The organism is Tsukamurella sp. DT100, assembly GCF_049844855.1.
Lineage (GTDB): Bacteria > Actinomycetota > Actinomycetes > Mycobacteriales > Mycobacteriaceae > Tsukamurella.
On sequence record NZ_JBNCLV010000003.1, the window covers coordinates 519,341 to 533,955 of the forward strand.

Consider the following 14,615-nt stretch of genomic DNA (forward strand, 5'->3'; position numbering starts at 1 on the left):
GCGGGTCAGCGCGTCGTGGCGATCACCGCGTCGACGGTGGCGCGCACCTTGTCCGCCGAGACCCGCGGCAGGGTGAACCGCGCGAGGTAGGCCTCGTTCGTCACCCGTGACCAGTCGCAGGTGACGGCGATCAGCGAGCCCTCGCCGTCCGGCGTGAACTCCCACGACCACTCGACGCCGACGGGCGGCTTCCCGCGCCCGGCGGGCAGCCACGCGATCCGCCGATCCGGTTCGAAGGCGGTGACGTGGTTGTCCACCGAGTACGGCCGCCCCTGCTCGTCGGTCATCTCCATGCCGAAGATCTGGCCGACGCCGGTGATCGTCTCGGGGCTGCCGCCGGAGACGCCGCGCAGCATCCCGGATCCGTCGGCCGCCGCGTGCACCGCGGGGCGGGCCAGCGCCGCGAAGAGCACGGCCGGCGGGACATCGGCGAACACGGTGACGGTCTGCGCGGTTTCGGTCATGGGCCCGACGCTACGCCGCTCACGATGTCGGCTTCTGTGTATGCGGACGTGCGCTGGTGCACGCGCATAGCCGCAGAACCCGACATCGTGAGTCGCGTCAGGCGTAGGCGGGCAGATCGATGCCGTCGGCCTTCGCGAACTGCGCCGCCCAGATCAGCCGCATCGGCCACGTCATGGCCGTCCGGTACGTGAGGTCGCCGAGCGCCACGCCGATCCGGCCCATCGGCGCGAACCCCGCGGGGCTGCCGGGCGGCAGCTCCTGCGCCTTGGTCACGAACGGCCGCATCACCGCGTCGTACCGGGCGACCGCGCGGGGGACGTCGCCGTCGGCGTGGCCCAGCTCGCCGGCGAGGACGTACGCGCCGACCAGTGCGAGGGTGGTGCCGAGCCCGGTGAGCGGGGTGGGGCAGTAGCCCGCGTCGCCGACGAGCGCGACGCGGCCGCGGGTCCAGCCGTCCAGCTTCACCTGCGCGAGGTCCTGGTACGCCCAGTCGTCCGCGGTCCGCATTGCGCCCAGCAGCTGCGGCGCGACCCACCCGATGTCGGCGAACTCCCGCTCGAAGAGCGCGAACTGCTCCTCGCGGCCCAGCCGCCGCGGGTCGGTGCCGCGGATCGCGAGCCCGGCCTTGACGGTGCCGTCGGTGCGCGACGGGCGGACCGAGACCACGCGGCCGCGGCGGGCGGTGTGCATGAGGTACCAGCCGCGGGTGTCCTCGTCGATGCTGGCGGTGAACCAGGCGTACCGCAGGCCGATGGGGTCGAGCGCGGCAGCGTCGGGGCCGAAGGCGGCGCGGCGCACGGCGGAGCCGAGGCCGTCGGCGCCGATCACGAGGTCGAACTCCCGCACCGGCGCCTTCTCGAAAGTCACGCGGGCTGCCGAGCCGTCCTGCTCGATCGCGGTCACGGTGTCGTCCCACAGGTACTCGACGTCGTCGGGCACGGCGTCGACCAGCACCTCGGCGAGGTCGCCGCGCAGGATCTCGTGGGTGGAGACCACGCCGTTGCCGCCGAACGCCTCGACGGGCATGCTCGCGCCGCGGCGCCCGCGACCGTCGACCTTGACGAGGCCGCGCTGGTCGAGCAGCCGCTCGGTGGTGGCGGGACCGAGGCCGAGCCGGTCGACCACGGTGCGGCCGGCGCCGCGCAGGTCGACGGTCTGGCCGCCCGCGCGCAACGACGGTGCGCGTTCGACGATCGTCACGCGGTGGCCCTGGCGAGCGAGGAGGAGGGCGGCGGCGGGGCCCGCGATGGACGCGCCGCTAATGAGGACTCGGAGCTGATTCATAGGGCGAACGTACGCCGTATCGATCGCATCGCGCTACAGTGTTGACGTGGATGTTCGCAGGAAGTGCACTAGTGCATCAGGGCTCGGATGACGCGCGCCGAGGAGATCGCGGCGGTGCTCCGCGAGCGCATCGCTTCGGGCAGGCTGCGGCCGGGGGACCGGGCACCGTCGACCCGGGCGATCATGCGCGATCACGGCGTGGCGATGGCAACGGCCTCGAAGGTGCTGGCCCTGCTGCAGGCCGACGGCCTGGTCGACTCCGCACCCGGACGGGGGAGCGTGGTGCTGGCGCCGGACCGCCCGCGCGCCCCCGAGCTGACCGCCGCCGACGTGATCGCCGCAGCCGTCGCCATCGCCGACGCCGAGTCCCTGCAGGCCGTCTCGATGCGCCGGCTCGCCGCGGCGCTGGAGATCCCGACGATGGCCGTCTACCGCTACGTCCCCAGCAGCGACGAGCTGCAGTCGGCGATGCTGGACCGCGTGCTGGCGGAGCTGCCCATCCCGCCCCGCACCGCGGACTGGCGCGCCGACGTCGAGGCGTTGCTCCGCTCCTTGTGGGAGACCATGCAGGCCCACCCCTGGCTCGCCGCCGCGATGTCGATGACCCGGCCGGCGGTGTTGCCCGGCGCGATGCCGATGTCGGAGCACCTGCTCGCCGCGCTCCGCGCCGCGGGCCTGCCGCCGCGAGCGGCGTTCACCGAGTACCTCTGCCTGCTCAACCTGGTGCGCGGCCTGGGCGCGACGATCGAGCCCGAGCTCGCCGACCGCGCGGCGACGGGCGTCACCGAGGACGAGTGGATCGACACCCGGCTCGACGAGCTCCGCGCCGCGGCACCCGCCGACAGGTTCCCGGTGATGGCGGAGATGCTGCACACCAGCTACCCGTACGACGCCGACGTGCTGCTCGACACCGCCCTCACGCGCTACCTGGACGGCCTGGCGGCAGCGGTAGAGTCACGCGCGACATGACTCGCTACCGCCTCGACATCGCCTACGACGGCACCGACTTCAGCGGCTGGGCCCGCCAGCCCGAGCGCCGCACGGTGTGCGGCGTGCTGGAGGAGGCGATCGGCACGATCCTTCGCACGCAGGTGCAGCTCACCGTCGCCGGGCGCACCGACGCGGGGGTGCACGCGACGGGCCAGGTCGCGCATTTCGACCTCCCGGACCCCGTCGTGCTGCCCGACGGCCTGGTGCGCCGCCTGGCGCGCATGCTCCCGCAGGACGTCCGGGTGACCGCGATCCGCATCGCCCCGCCGGAGTTCGACGCCCGCTTCTCCGCGCTGCGCCGCCACTACGAGTACCGCCTCACCGACGCCCCGTTCGGCGCGAACCCGCTGCGCGCCCGCGACACCGCGCCGTGGCGGCGGCCCGTCGACCTGGAGCGGATGCAGGAGGCGAGCGACGCGCTGCTCGGCCTGCACGACTTCGCCGCCTTCTGCCGCCGCCGCGACGGCGCCACGACGGTCCGCGAGCTGCAGCGCTTCGCCTGGCGCCGCGACGCCGACGGGGTGTTCACCGCGGAGGTCTCCGCCGACGCCTTCTGCTGGTCGATGGTGCGCTCCCTCGTCGGGGCGGTCGCCGCGGTCGGGGAGGGCCGACGGTCCGCCGACTGGGTCGCCGGGCTGCTCGACGAGCGCGAGCGCTCCAGCGCCATCAACGTGGCCGCCGCCTGCGGGCTCACGCTGGTGCGCGTCGACTACCCCGCCGACGACGAGCTCGCCGAGCGCAACCTGATCACCCGGGAGAAGCGCGAGGTCGACGGCCCCTCCGGCGGCTGTTGCGGCGACTGACGGAGCTTGGGGCGCCGTTCGCCCGGAGTTCATGATCGCGTCGTACGGCGCGTGGATACTCGGGTGATGTGAACCCCTTCGACGTCACCGGCTTCCTCGGCTCCGCGGGCCTCATCGGCCTGGTGCTGCTGATCTTCATCGAGACCGGTCTGCTGGTGGGCTTCATCTTCCCGGGGGATTCGATCCTGTTCACCGCGGGTATCTTCGCGGCGCAGCCCCAGCCCTTCGCGCAGCTGTGGCAGCTGCTGCTGTTCCTGCCGATCGCGGCGATCATCGGCGACCAGTGCGGCTACGCCCTCGGCCGGTACGCCGGCCCGAAGGTGATGCGCGGCAGGGTCATGAACTTCATCGGGCAGGGCCCCGTCGACAAGACCTACGCCTTCTTCGACAAGTACGGCCCGTTCACGGTGCTCTTCGCGCGGTTCATCGGCATCGTCCGCACCCTGGTGCCGGTGCTCGCGGGCTTCTCGAAGATGGACCACCGCAAGTTCACGTTGTTCTCGGTGCTCGGCTCGATCCTGTGGTGCGACGGGATCGTGCTGCTGGGCTACTTCCTCGGCGGCATCCCGCTGCTGCGCGACCACCTCGAGGTGCTGTTCATCGGCTCCGCGCTGACGATCATCATCCCCATCGCGATCACCGTGATCACCCGCCGCCGCGCCCGCAAGCGCGAATCCGCCGAATCCGCCGCGGCGGAGCCCGTCACGCACTGACGGGCGGTGTTGCGGAGGGCCTCCTCGACTTCCGAATACATTCCGAATAGTATCGGGGTATGACTTCGGCACCATTCCGCACCACGACGCGCCGGTCCTCGGACCTCAGTAAGCATTCGGCCGAGGTGTTCGCGGAAGCAGAGGACCATCCGGTCACGGTGACGCGGCGGGACGGCGAGAACCTCGTCCTCATGTCGCAGCGCGAGGCCGAGGGACGTGCGCGTCTCCTCGAGTTCGCCGCTCAACTCATCGGTGTGGCGGTGGACGACGACGGGCCCCTCGCCGAGCGGATGGCGAGGGCGTTCCCGTGGATGCTCGCCCTGTCCGCGGAGGGGCGCGTCCGGTGCGCCAAGGATCTCGTCGATGCCGCGCGGGCTTCCTTCTCCACGGATCAGCCCCACCTGGTGATGGCGGAGCTGACGTCGTGGCGGGAGACGGCGACTGCCATCGCGGCGGGCCTCGGCAGCGCAGAGGTGGAGTGGTTGGACGCCGACGGCTCCCCGGTTGAGCGGCCGTAGCGGTGGCGAACAAGCGCGGTGAACTCGTTCCCCGGCCTCCGAAGAAGGTCGAGTACGAGATCCGGTTCGCCACCACGAACTCCAGGAAGGGCTGGCAGGATCTCGCGGCGACGATCCGCGGCCCCCCTCGCCGACGCGTGGGACTTCCTGACCAGGACTCCCACGACGAGGACGCCGACCAACTATCCGCTGCGGGACGAGCTCGCGGTCGTCTCGCGGTGCGGTAAGACGTTCGAGCGGTGGCAGCACAAGCCGACGATCAAGGGCACCGCCCGAATCTGGTTCTTCGTCGACGACCGCACCGTCTACCTGGAGCAGGTCCACACGAGCCACCCGAACGAGACGAAGTAGGCGGCGGGTCTCCGCGGTACTTTTCGAATTCGGATCTGTGGTGAGTCCGACCGCGCTACAGTCCAGCCATGATCGGGTTGGGGGACCCGGAGCGCATCGTCATCGACTGCGCGGGGGACGAGTGGTACGTACGCGGGCCGGACGGTGCCGTGCGGTCGACGGCCGCGCCGCCGGACGTCGACGAGTTCGTCGCGCCTGCGGTCGCGACGCGGCAGTGGGCGCAGTGGCTGGCCGACGCGGCGAGCGGCAGCGCACCGTCGCGCAGGTGGACGGTCCTGGCGCCCAGCGTTTTCGGCGCCCCGCGGCGCAGCCTGATCGCCGCGGCGGCCGCCTCGCTCGGGGTCGACGCCGAGGTGCTCCCGCGCGCGGAGGCCCTCGTCCGCGCCGCCGGCGTGCTCTACTGCCGACGCGCCCTCGTCCTCGAATGCCGCGGCCCGGTGGCGCAGGCGCACGTCCTCGTCCTCGCCGACGGTGCCTGGCGCCCCGTCGCGTCCGCTTCCCACCCGGACCCGCTCCGCGCCGCGCGGAAGGTCTTCGGCGACGACGTCGACCAGGCCCTCGTCGATGGTCCGCCCGAGATCTACCACCGGGCCCGCCGTGCGCTGGCCACGGTCCACCTCTGGCGCGTCGTCCGGATCGAGCCGGAGGAGGTGCTCGCGCCGACCCCGGACCCGCGGCCCGCAACGGCACCGCCCGCGCCCGAGCCGGAACCGGAACACACACCCGGACAGCGCGGCCCGCGGCGCTGGCCGCTCGTCGCGGCGGGCGCGGGCACCGTCGGAGTGGTCGCCGCGGGTGCGGTGGCGTGCCTGCCCGGCGCTCCGCCGTCCGCGCCGGAACGTCCGGCGCCGTCGGCGGAGTCCTTCGTCCGCGTCGCCTTCGACGGTGCCTCCGTCGACCTGCCGGAGGGCTGGGCGGTCACCGAGCCGGGCCCGGACCGGCGGCTGGCGGTGGCGGACGACGGCCGCCGCGTCACCGTGGTGCGGACCCGGCTGCGGGCACCGTCGGACCTCGCGGCCGTCGCGGCCGACCTGGAATCAGCCCTCGCGCGACGGTCCGACGGCCGCATCACGGACCTCGACCCGAGCGCCCTCGTCGGGGGCCGCGAGGTGATCGGCTACCGCGAGCAGATCGACCCGGAGCGGTTCGTGGACTGGTACGTCGTGGTCGCGGGTGCGGCGCAGCTGAGCGTCGGCTGCGAGGCGGGACGCACCGCGGCACCGCTGGCGGGCGCGTGCGAGCGCGCCGTCGGCACCGTGCGGGAGGAATGAAACATGAAGGGGGAGAGATGACCATCGCGACATCCACCAACGGCGGGGTGCGGGTGCGGGCCAACGATCAGGGCACGCCGCTGCACATCGCCATCGAGCGGACGGAGCTGCGGCGCGAGCCCCAGGACCTGGCCGACGCGATCGTGCGGCTGTGCCGGGAGGCCGCGACCACCGCGGGCCTGCAGCGCCGGGCCGAACTGGAGCGCGCCGGTGTGGGGCCGGAGGTGCTGCGCGCCATGCGACTTCCGGAGCCGGCCGCCGCACCGGCACCCGACCGGGACGAGTCGGTCGGCACCTGGCTGCGGAGGGTCTGATGAGCGCCGAGATGGACCGCATCGAGGCCCGCGCGCACGAGCAGCTCCGGGTGCTGCGCCGCACGAGCACGGAGCTCGACGCCGTCCGGGTCGCCGTCTCCAGCCCGGACGGCGCGATCCGCGTGGAGCTCGACGGGGTGTGCGCGCTCGTCGGGCTCACGCTGACCCCGGCGGCCTGCCGGTCCGACGGTGCCGTCCTCGGGCGGCGCATCGTCGACGTCTGCGCGGTCGCGGCGCGCGAGGTGCAGGCGCGCCGCGCCGCGGTGATGGAGCGCTTCCACACGGACTTCGCGGTGAGGTGATCCGCGGGAGCGGAGGAATCGGGATCCGATCCCCGCGCTGGTGCGTCCAATTCATGAGGGCCTCGCGCACCGGGCCCGCTGTAGACGATGGGGGAGAGCAATGTTCTTGGCGGTGAATTCGGCGATCTCGGCCTTCGGGGCCGCCAACGCCGGTATCGGAGCGGCGGTCGCGACGGCGGGATCGGTGGACGCGGCGGCCAACGTCGCTGCGCTGAACCCGGCGCTCGGCCTGATCGGACAGGACTTCCTCGCGGCCTTCACCGCCGCGCAGGCCGTCCACGTGGAGTCCGTCGCGGAGCTGGCCGTGCTCTACGGCGGGATCGCGGCATCCTCGGCCGGCACGGTCGCCGCGTACGGACTGACCGAGGCGGGCAACGTCGCCGGGCTGGGCTCCGTGGGGATCTGACGGTGGCCGATCCCGTAGGGGTGCCGGTCGCGCCGGACACCGCGCTCGATCCTGCGATCCGCGCGCTCCTGGACCGGCCCGTCAACGAGGTGCTCGCCGCCCTCGGGCTGCCGCCGGTGCCCACGGCGCCGGACAAGCCGCCGCAGCAGGACCTTCCGGCGGCGCCCAAGGGCGTGCCCGAGGCCCCGCAGGTCCCCGGCTTCGACGTCGCGGGCCTGGTCAAGCCGATGACGGACCTGCTGTCGACGTTCGGCTCGGGCAGCTTCGAGGGGCTCGATCCGTCGGCGGCGCTGTCCGGCGCGTCGAAGGCTCTGGAACAGGGAGCCTCGATGGGGATGCAGGCGATCAGCCAGCTGTCGTCGGTGTGGCAGGGGCCCGCCGCCACGGCCGCGACGGGCAAGGGCGTCGAGGCCGCGACCGGCACGGGGCTGGTGGCGGAGCAGGGTGCCGAGCTGTCGACCGCGGTCGGCGAGGCCGCGACCGTCGTCGGCACCGGCGAGGCCGAGCTGCAGGCGATCATCGATTCCTTCATGGCGGTGATCTCGGCGCTCGGCCCGTCGCTGTGGCTCCCGCCGGGGCAGGCCGCCGCCGTCGCGGCAGCGCAGGAGCACCTGGCCCACGCGACGGAGGTCGTGGCGCGCACCAAGAGTCAGCTCTCCGGGCTCAGCGCGCAGGTGGGGGCCGCCGGCCGCAAGGTGCCGGTCGCCACCCCGCCCACGACGGCGGCCACCGCGGCCGCGCAGGCCGCCGCCTCGATCATTCCCGGCGTCGTCTCCGCCGCGACGGGGGCGGTGACGGCCGTCGGCAAGCTCGCGACCGACACGGTGTCCGGCGCGGTGAAGACCGCCGTCGGCGTCGCGACCTCCGCGGGCGAGGCCCTGAGCGGGCTCGCGGAATCCGCGACGGAGACCGAGGACGACGCCGCGACGAGCACGGAAACGACCGCCACGGACGACTTCCCGTCCGCGGCGACGCTCACGGGCGGCGGCACCGGCGGGGGCGGCTCCGGCACGGGCGGCGTCGGCGTCGGCGGGCTCGGTTCCGGCGTCGGCGCCGCGGCCACGTTGTCGCAGCCGCAGTCCGCCGCGCCCGCGGCCCGCACCCCGCTGGTGGAGGGTGGTGCCCGGACCGTGCCGGCGTCGTCGGACGTCGTGTCGCGCGGGGGCATGGCAGCTCCGATGATGCCGATGGGTGCCGCGGGAGCGGCGGGCGCGCGCGGAGCGTCGGCCGGCGACCACGCCGTGCCCGACTACCTCGTCACCAGCGACAACGGGGAGAGCGTGCTCGGTGATCTGCCGCTGGTCGGCCCGCAGGTGGTGGGCGACGCGCTACCGGCGGAGCAGTACGACGAGCCGGACGTGGAACTTCGTCTCTGAGAGGCGGAACCGTACCGGGAGCCGGTGCGTCTAATGGATAAGGGACTACTTCGGGGGGAGTGCACATCGTGTCCGGTAGCAAGCTGAGCATGGATCCGCAGGAGGCGCGGGAGATCGCCCGCGGCATCGAGCGGATCGTGGAGGACGTGCGCGGCGCGCAGAAGCGCTTCGAGGCGCACGCCGCACCGGCCGCCACGGGCCGGGACGAGGTCTCGCAGACGGTGGCCCGTACGGCGCAGTGCATGGGGGAGAACCAGCTCCGCGCAGCGGAGACCGCGGTCGCGGATCTGCGGCGCCTCGGCGAGGCGGTGTCGCGGCACGTCACCACCGTGCAGCGCGGCGATGCGGAGCTCGGCACCACCCTCGGCCTGGTGGTCTGAGCATGCTCCGCGATCCGGGTTTCACCGGCGTCGACTGGGCCGCCCGCACCACGGAGCGGCTCGCGGGCGACTTGCTGGGCGGGGCGGGCGCACAGCCGCTCACCACCGCCGCGCAGGAGACCGCCCGTCTCGCGTCGGCGTACGGCACGGCCGCCATCCAGCTCGACCGACTCGTGGTCCGGCTCGACGGCGCGGTGGACCTGGGTCGTGAGGAGTCCGACGTGCGTCGCACCGGCCCGCTGCCGGAGTACGCGCGATGGCTCGCCCGGCACGCCGCGGATCTCGCGGAGTACGCGGCCAAGCTCGCCGGGCAGGGCGCGGCGTACGAGACCGCGGCCCGTGCGATGCCGTCGGTCGCGGACGCCGCCCGGATCCGCACGGACCGCGAGAACGCTCAGGCCGCTGCGGCGGCGGGCGGCGCCGAACCCGCGGTCGCAGCCCTGGTCGGTGCCGCCGCGGATTCCGAGCGCGTCGAGCAGCAGGCGCACGGCACCGCCGCGGCGGTCATGGCGGGCTTCGAGCGGGCCGCGGAACCGCTGCGCGCGCCGTGGGAGTTCGCCGCACCCCCGAAGGTGCCGGGCGCGCGGACCAAGCCGCCGAAGGACAAGGGAACTGGCGGAGGTTCGGGCACGGGTCGTGGCGCGGGCGGAGGCGGGGTCGGGGTGCCGGCGCCGGCGCTCGGAGCATTCCCGATCGGAGCGGTGCAGCGCGACCAGGGTGGCGCCGGAACGACGCCCGCGTCGACGTCGAACACCACGTCGCCCGCCGGCCGCGGTATCCCGATGATGCCCGCCGGAATGATGGGCGCGGCCGGCGCCGCGGCCGCGGCGAAGCACGCGGCGCAGCCGACGGGCGCGGTGCCGTCCGAGGGGATCGACGACGAGGCCGACGCTTTCGTGGTCCACGCCGCGCCCGCGGTGCTCGGCGCCCACGGCGAGTCCATGGTGGAGGAGCCGTGACCGCGCACGCGGTGGCCGCGCTCAGCGCGCGGTTCGGCACCGAGGTGCCGCCGGTGCTGTGGACGCCGCCCGACCCGCGGCGCGCAGTCGCTCCCGTCGCAGACGCGGCGCCCCAGGCCGAGCTCGACGCCGACGAGTCCACCGCCCTGGGCGTGCTCGCCGCGCCGCAGGTGCGGATCGAGGCCCGCGCCACGGGCGCGCTGTTCACCCGGCTGTGCCTGGCCAGGTCGGGCCACCTCACCGCGCGAGTGGTGCGCGCGGCGGGCACCGCCACAGTCGACCTGCCGCACTGCGACGGCTCCGCGGATCGGCTGGCGACGCTCGTCGCGCCGGTCCTGGGGCCGGGTGCTCCCGCGGATCCCGCTGTTGCGGCGTCCTTTCCGGCAGAGGCCGGGCGGGCGGCGCTGCGGGCGGGCGACGCGGGGGAGATCGGCGCCGCGCTGCGCGCGATCGGGGTCGACGCGGATGCGGCGCGGCTGATCGGGCGGGTCTTCGCGCGCTCGCAACGCAGCGTCGAATTCACGGTGCACGCGGGCGATCACCGCTGTGCGGCGGTGGTCGCGGTCATCGACTCGCCCACCGGGCGGGTCGTGGTGCGGACGGCGAGCGAGCCGGGCGCGGGGGCGTGGATCTCCGTCGCCGAGGGCAGCGCGCACCGCATCGGCAGGGCGCTGCGGCGCGCCTGCGAAGAACTTCCGGGGGGCGGCTGGACGCCGTGACCGGGGACGGCGCGCACCATCCGGGTGCGGGCCGACGGTGCCGGCACGTCCGGCGGGAGGAGTTGTGACATGGCAGGGACCAAGGCCGAACTCGCGGCGATGAAGACCGGCGCCGACACGCTGGACGACTTGGGGGCGCAGATGAAGGCGACCCTGAGCCAGCTGCGCGGTGACGTGGAGGCGACGCAGGGGGTGTGGGCCGGTGCGGCACAGGTCGCCTTCCTCGGCGTGATGGCGCGGTGGGACGAGAGCGCGGCGAAGGTGAACACCGCGCTCGTCGACATCAGCACGATGCTCTCGGGCAACACCGCGAGCTACCGCGCGCAGGAGGAGGAGAGCACCTCCACCATCACGGCACTCAGCCTCTGACCGCATCCGAAAGACATAGGGGGACTACAAGCATGAGCGACATGATCCGCTACGACTACGCCACCATCCGGGGCGCGCTGGACGACATCGCGCAGCGCACCACCGTGCTGATTCAGCAGGCCGACGCGATCCGCACCGAACAGAACAAGTTCGCGACCGCGTGGGAGGACCCCGAGTCCGCGACCGCCTACCAGGCGGTGCAGACGCGGTGGAACACCGGCTTCGAGGACATCAACGACCTGCTGACGCGGGTCAAGACCGCGGCCGAGAACGCCGTGGTGTCCATGCAGCAGACCAACTCCAAGGCCGCGGCGGGCTGGCAGTAGCCGCACCACCGTGCGCGAGCGGGCCCGGCAGCCTTCCGGCTGCCGGGCCCGCTCGTCTTCCGCGCGCTACGCGACGAGCCGCAGCGTCGCCGCGCCACCGTCGGTGCGCACGGTGAGCATCCCCGGCAGGGGCTGGCTGAGGACGACGTCGGCCTCGGTCACGGGAGAGATCCCGGCCTGCTCGATCCGCCACACCGTTCCCGAGGGCTCCACCGCGCCCGGGGTCAGTCCCGCGGCGGTTCCGTCGAGCACCGTCACCGTGTAGTCGGCGGGGCCGAGCTCCGCGAGCTGCTGCGGGTAGCGCCAGCCGGAGATCCACAGGTGGCGAGGCGATCCCACCCAGTTCACGAGCGGCTGCCACATCGCCGGCCGGCCCGTCACGATGAGCACCCGCGCACCGGTGGCGACGGCCCGTTCCACGAGCTGACGCGCCGGATCGTCGGCCACGGCGGCCCAGACGGTGCGCACGCCCCGGCCGTGCAGACGCGCCGCGACCGGCCCTCCGGTCGCGTCCGAGCCGAGGATCTGGCCGCAGCCGCCGAGCGGGACGTGCACGGCCCCGAGCGCGTCCTGCGGGCCGGTGGCCTCGTGATCGCCGCGCCGTCCGGCCTCCGTCGCGCCGTCGGCGGATCGCCACGCTCCCACCCGGACCCCGCCCGACCGGCCCGCACGCACCGAGATGGCAGCGCGACCGGGTGCATCGACGGAGAACAGGGGCCCGAGGTCGCCCTGCGCGAGCGCCTCGGGATCGCACGGGACCGAGCCGGCCGGCGCCTCGGGGTCGACACCGGCGGCCTCCGCGGGACGCAGCGGGACCGCGGTGATCCCCTGTGCGCGCAGCACGTCGACGGTCCGCTGCGCCGCGAGTGCGGCGACCCGCAGTTCGCCGGACGGTCCGCCGCCCCGCCGCGCGCACGCCGCCGAGCAGTCGCCGGGATCGATCGTCACCGCGACCAGCACGTCCGACCCGGCCCAGCGGTGCAGTGGGCCGAGGAGCTGCTGGTAGCGCATCCGCGGAGCCGGAGGCTCCCCCGGAACCCGCCCGCCCGCGAGGAGCAGGTCGATCCGCGCCAGCGGGGTATCCGCGTGCCGGAGCAGGTCGGCCAGCAGGCGCAATGGGATCGCTGGGTCCTCCCGCCGCAGCATCGGCACGAGCTGCGGGGCGGGCGGCGCGAGCCGCACGAACGCGGTCAGCCGGCGCTCGGCGCGGCGGACCCCGATCTCGCCGCCGCCCGGATACGGCGCCGCCTCGACGAGCGCGCCAGCGGTGGCACGCACTCGGAGCCGGTCCGCCGCGTACTCCGCGCCCGACGTCCCGCGCACCCGGACGAGGGCTCCCGCGCCGACCGTCAGCGCCGCAGTGGCGGCCGCCCAGTGCGGCCCGCCCAGGGCGGCGGTACCCAGTCCCGCGGCGGCCGCGGCGGCCTCCGCGAGAAGGACGGAGCCGCTGGACGGCCACGCCGCGCGGTGCCAGCGCCCGGGCGCGACGAGTCCGGTCGATCCAGTCGCCTGTTCCATGTTCCGTCTCCCCCAGAAAGAGCGCCGTCTCCCCCGAAACGTGCTGCTGTGCGCCGAAAGTACCGTAATCTGAGGGCCTGTAGGGCCGCTTCGGGGGAAGCGGCCGACACGCACCTTGGGGGAGGGCGTCATGCGGAAGCAGTTGACCACGCGCGCACAGGTCAGCGGGTACCGGTTCATCCTGCGGCGGATGGACCACGCGCTGCTGCGCCGGGATCCGCGCATGATCTCCGATCCGATGGCGTCGCAGTCGCGCTCGCTCATCGTCGGACTGGTCCTCGCGCTCGTGATCACCGGCGGCTGCGGCGTGCTCGCCCTGCTGCGGCCGCAGGGCGCCGTGGGCGACGCGAAGATCGTGCTGGCCAAGGAGTCCGGCGCGCTGTACGTCCGAGTCGAGGACGTGCTCCACCCGGTCACCGGGCTCGCCTCTGCGCGCCTCGTCGTCGGCGAGGCCGCGCAGCCGACGTCGGTGAAGGACAAGCGGCTCAGTGACTTCCGTCGCGGCCCCGAGGTGGGCATCGTCGGCGCGCCGGCGCAGATCCTGGGGCCCGTCGCGGCGTGGACCGAGGGGGCCGCGCCGTGGCTGTTGTGCGACCGCACGCGGCCGGCGCCGTCGGACCGGCCCACCGCGCGGGACGGACTCGACACGATGGTCTCCTCGGTCGACGCCGGGACCGCGGACGACGGCGCCGTGCTCGTCCGCCGCGACGACGATCACTTCCTGCTGTTCCGGGGCGTGCGCGCGCCGGTGAACCCGTCGGATCCGGTGGTGCGCAGGCTCGCCGGGATCGACGGCGCCGCGGCCCGCGCGATCAGCGCGCCCCTGCTCAACGCCTTCGAGACGATCGATGCCATCGCGGTGCCGCAGATCCCGGGTCGCGGCCAGCCGTCGAACGCGGTGAGCGGGTCCCGCGTCGGCGACGTCGTGCGCGTCTCCGACACCGACCGCGACCGCCTGTACGTCGTCCTCGCCGACGGCGTGCAGCCCGTCGGCACGTGGGCCGCCGACCTGATCCGCGCCGGCGACCCCGCGGGCACCGCGATCGGGACGGTGTCGGCGTCCGTCGTGGCCGCGGCGGCCACCCGGCGCGCCGTACCGGTCGGTGATCTGCCCGATCGCCGCCCCGTGGTGCGGACCGTGCGCGACGCTCCCGTGATCTGCGCGGCCGCGTCGACCGACGGCGCGGGCGGCGGCACCGTCGAACTGCGAACCTTCCGGGCCGCGCCCGGCCCGGGCGAGCCCGTCGCGCTGGCCGGTGCCGACGGTGCCGGGGACGCCCTCGACTTCGCGTCCATCCCGTCCGGCTCGGGCGAGTACGTGGTGGCGGCCGAACCCGGCGGCGAGCGCCGGGACGGGCTGTTCTACGTCTCGGACTCGGGAGTGCGGTACGGGATCCCGAACGCGGCGACGGCCCAGATCCTCGGTCTGCAGCACAAGCCGCGACCGGTGGCCTGGTCCGTGCTGGCGGCGATTCCCGCGGGTCCCGACCTCACCCGCGCCGCCGCCGCGGTGACCCGCGACGGCACGCCGGTCACCGTCGACCGCTGAGT

At 74.4% G+C, this 14,615-nt stretch carries 19 protein-coding genes; 16 read left to right on the forward strand and 3 right to left on the reverse strand.

Annotated features, from left to right (window positions below):
- Nucleotides 1-5: 5 nt before the first annotated feature.
- Both ACLQ3K_RS09795 and ACLQ3K_RS09800 read right to left on the reverse strand, forming a co-directional pair.
- Nucleotides 6-464 (reverse strand): hypothetical protein, encoded by a 459-nt coding sequence (locus ACLQ3K_RS09795; RefSeq protein ID WP_425998873.1) that lies wholly within the window; start codon nucleotides 462-464, stop codon nucleotides 6-8.
- A 97-nt stretch (nucleotides 465-561) separates the two neighbouring features.
- Complete coding sequence (locus ACLQ3K_RS09800; protein WP_425998875.1) at nucleotides 562-1,749, reverse strand: FAD-dependent monooxygenase; 1,188 nt, start codon at nucleotides 1,747-1,749, stop codon at nucleotides 562-564.
- 87 nt (nucleotides 1,750-1,836) lie between these two features.
- Between ACLQ3K_RS09800 and ACLQ3K_RS09805 the strand changes: the two genes are divergently transcribed.
- The 15 genes from ACLQ3K_RS09805 to ACLQ3K_RS09875 all read left to right on the forward strand — a co-directional run bounded on the left by ACLQ3K_RS09805 (nucleotide 1,837) and on the right by ACLQ3K_RS09875 (nucleotide 11,546).
- The gene (locus ACLQ3K_RS09805; protein WP_425998876.1) at nucleotides 1,837-2,718 is read left to right on the forward strand and encodes a TetR/AcrR family transcriptional regulator C-terminal domain-containing protein; all 882 of its coding nucleotides are present in this window, start codon (nucleotides 1,837-1,839) and stop codon (nucleotides 2,716-2,718) included.
- The gene (truA, locus tag ACLQ3K_RS09810) at nucleotides 2,715-3,542 is read left to right on the forward strand and encodes a tRNA pseudouridine(38-40) synthase TruA (protein ID WP_425998878.1); all 828 of its coding nucleotides are present in this window, start codon (nucleotides 2,715-2,717) and stop codon (nucleotides 3,540-3,542) included. Before ACLQ3K_RS09805 ends, truA begins: the two co-directional genes overlap by 4 nt.
- 68 nt (nucleotides 3,543-3,610) lie before the next feature.
- A complete protein-coding gene (locus tag ACLQ3K_RS09815) occupies nucleotides 3,611-4,255 on the forward strand; it encodes a DedA family protein (protein WP_425998880.1) in 645 nt (214 codons plus the stop codon).
- 59 nt (nucleotides 4,256-4,314) lie between these two features.
- Entirely contained in the window at nucleotides 4,315-4,773 is a 459-nt protein-coding gene (locus tag ACLQ3K_RS09820; protein WP_425998882.1) for a prevent-host-death protein, read from the forward strand.
- An 18-nt stretch (nucleotides 4,774-4,791) separates the two neighbouring features.
- Complete coding sequence (locus ACLQ3K_RS09825) at nucleotides 4,792-5,124, forward strand: hypothetical protein (protein WP_425998884.1); 333 nt, start codon at nucleotides 4,792-4,794, stop codon at nucleotides 5,122-5,124.
- Nucleotides 5,125-5,192: 68 nt separating this feature from the next.
- On the forward strand, nucleotides 5,193-6,395 hold the full coding sequence (locus tag ACLQ3K_RS09830) for a type VII secretion-associated protein (RefSeq protein ID WP_425998886.1): 1,203 nt from the start codon (nucleotides 5,193-5,195) through the stop codon (nucleotides 6,393-6,395).
- Between the two features lie 17 nt (nucleotides 6,396-6,412).
- Entirely contained in the window at nucleotides 6,413-6,709 is a 297-nt protein-coding gene (locus ACLQ3K_RS09835; protein ID WP_425998888.1) for a hypothetical protein, read from the forward strand.
- Nucleotides 6,709-7,011: a YbaB/EbfC family nucleoid-associated protein gene (locus tag ACLQ3K_RS09840; RefSeq protein ID WP_425998890.1), complete on the forward strand. Its 303-nt coding sequence runs from the start codon at nucleotides 6,709-6,711 to the stop codon at nucleotides 7,009-7,011. Before ACLQ3K_RS09835 ends, ACLQ3K_RS09840 begins: the two co-directional genes overlap by 1 nt.
- 112 nt (nucleotides 7,012-7,123) lie before the next feature.
- Nucleotides 7,124-7,417 carry a hypothetical protein gene (locus ACLQ3K_RS09845; protein WP_374201355.1) on the forward strand — a complete coding sequence of 98 codons (294 nt, stop codon included), beginning with the start codon at nucleotides 7,124-7,126 and terminating at the stop codon, nucleotides 7,415-7,417.
- 2 nt (nucleotides 7,418-7,419) lie between these two features.
- Entirely contained in the window at nucleotides 7,420-8,793 is a 1,374-nt protein-coding gene (locus ACLQ3K_RS09850) for a WXG100 family type VII secretion target (protein ID WP_425998892.1), read from the forward strand.
- A gap of 89 nt (nucleotides 8,794-8,882) precedes the next feature.
- Complete coding sequence (locus ACLQ3K_RS09855) at nucleotides 8,883-9,173, forward strand: PE domain-containing protein (RefSeq protein ID WP_425998894.1); 291 nt, start codon at nucleotides 8,883-8,885, stop codon at nucleotides 9,171-9,173.
- A 2-nt stretch (nucleotides 9,174-9,175) separates the two neighbouring features.
- Entirely contained in the window at nucleotides 9,176-10,132 is a 957-nt protein-coding gene (locus ACLQ3K_RS09860; RefSeq protein WP_425998896.1) for a PPE domain-containing protein, read from the forward strand.
- Nucleotides 10,129-10,851 carry an ESX secretion-associated protein EspG gene (locus tag ACLQ3K_RS09865; RefSeq protein ID WP_224650195.1) on the forward strand — a complete coding sequence of 241 codons (723 nt, stop codon included), beginning with the start codon at nucleotides 10,129-10,131 and terminating at the stop codon, nucleotides 10,849-10,851. Before ACLQ3K_RS09860 ends, ACLQ3K_RS09865 begins: the two co-directional genes overlap by 4 nt.
- Nucleotides 10,852-10,920: 69 nt before the next feature.
- Nucleotides 10,921-11,220 carry a WXG100 family type VII secretion target gene (locus tag ACLQ3K_RS09870; RefSeq protein WP_224650197.1) on the forward strand — a complete coding sequence of 100 codons (300 nt, stop codon included), beginning with the start codon at nucleotides 10,921-10,923 and terminating at the stop codon, nucleotides 11,218-11,220.
- 32 nt (nucleotides 11,221-11,252) lie between these two features.
- Nucleotides 11,253-11,546 carry a WXG100 family type VII secretion target gene (locus ACLQ3K_RS09875; RefSeq protein ID WP_224650199.1) on the forward strand — a complete coding sequence of 98 codons (294 nt, stop codon included), beginning with the start codon at nucleotides 11,253-11,255 and terminating at the stop codon, nucleotides 11,544-11,546.
- A gap of 66 nt (nucleotides 11,547-11,612) precedes the next feature.
- Here ACLQ3K_RS09875 and ACLQ3K_RS09880 read toward each other — a convergent pair whose 3' ends face one another.
- Complete coding sequence (locus ACLQ3K_RS09880; protein WP_425998899.1) at nucleotides 11,613-13,064, reverse strand: type VII secretion protein EccE; 1,452 nt, start codon at nucleotides 13,062-13,064, stop codon at nucleotides 11,613-11,615.
- Between the two features lie 130 nt (nucleotides 13,065-13,194).
- On the opposite strand from ACLQ3K_RS09880, the gene eccB reads away from it, so the two are divergent.
- Entirely contained in the window at nucleotides 13,195-14,613 is a 1,419-nt protein-coding gene (eccB, locus tag ACLQ3K_RS09885) for a type VII secretion protein EccB (protein ID WP_425998901.1), read from the forward strand.
- Nucleotides 14,614-14,615: the final 2 nt, after the last annotated feature.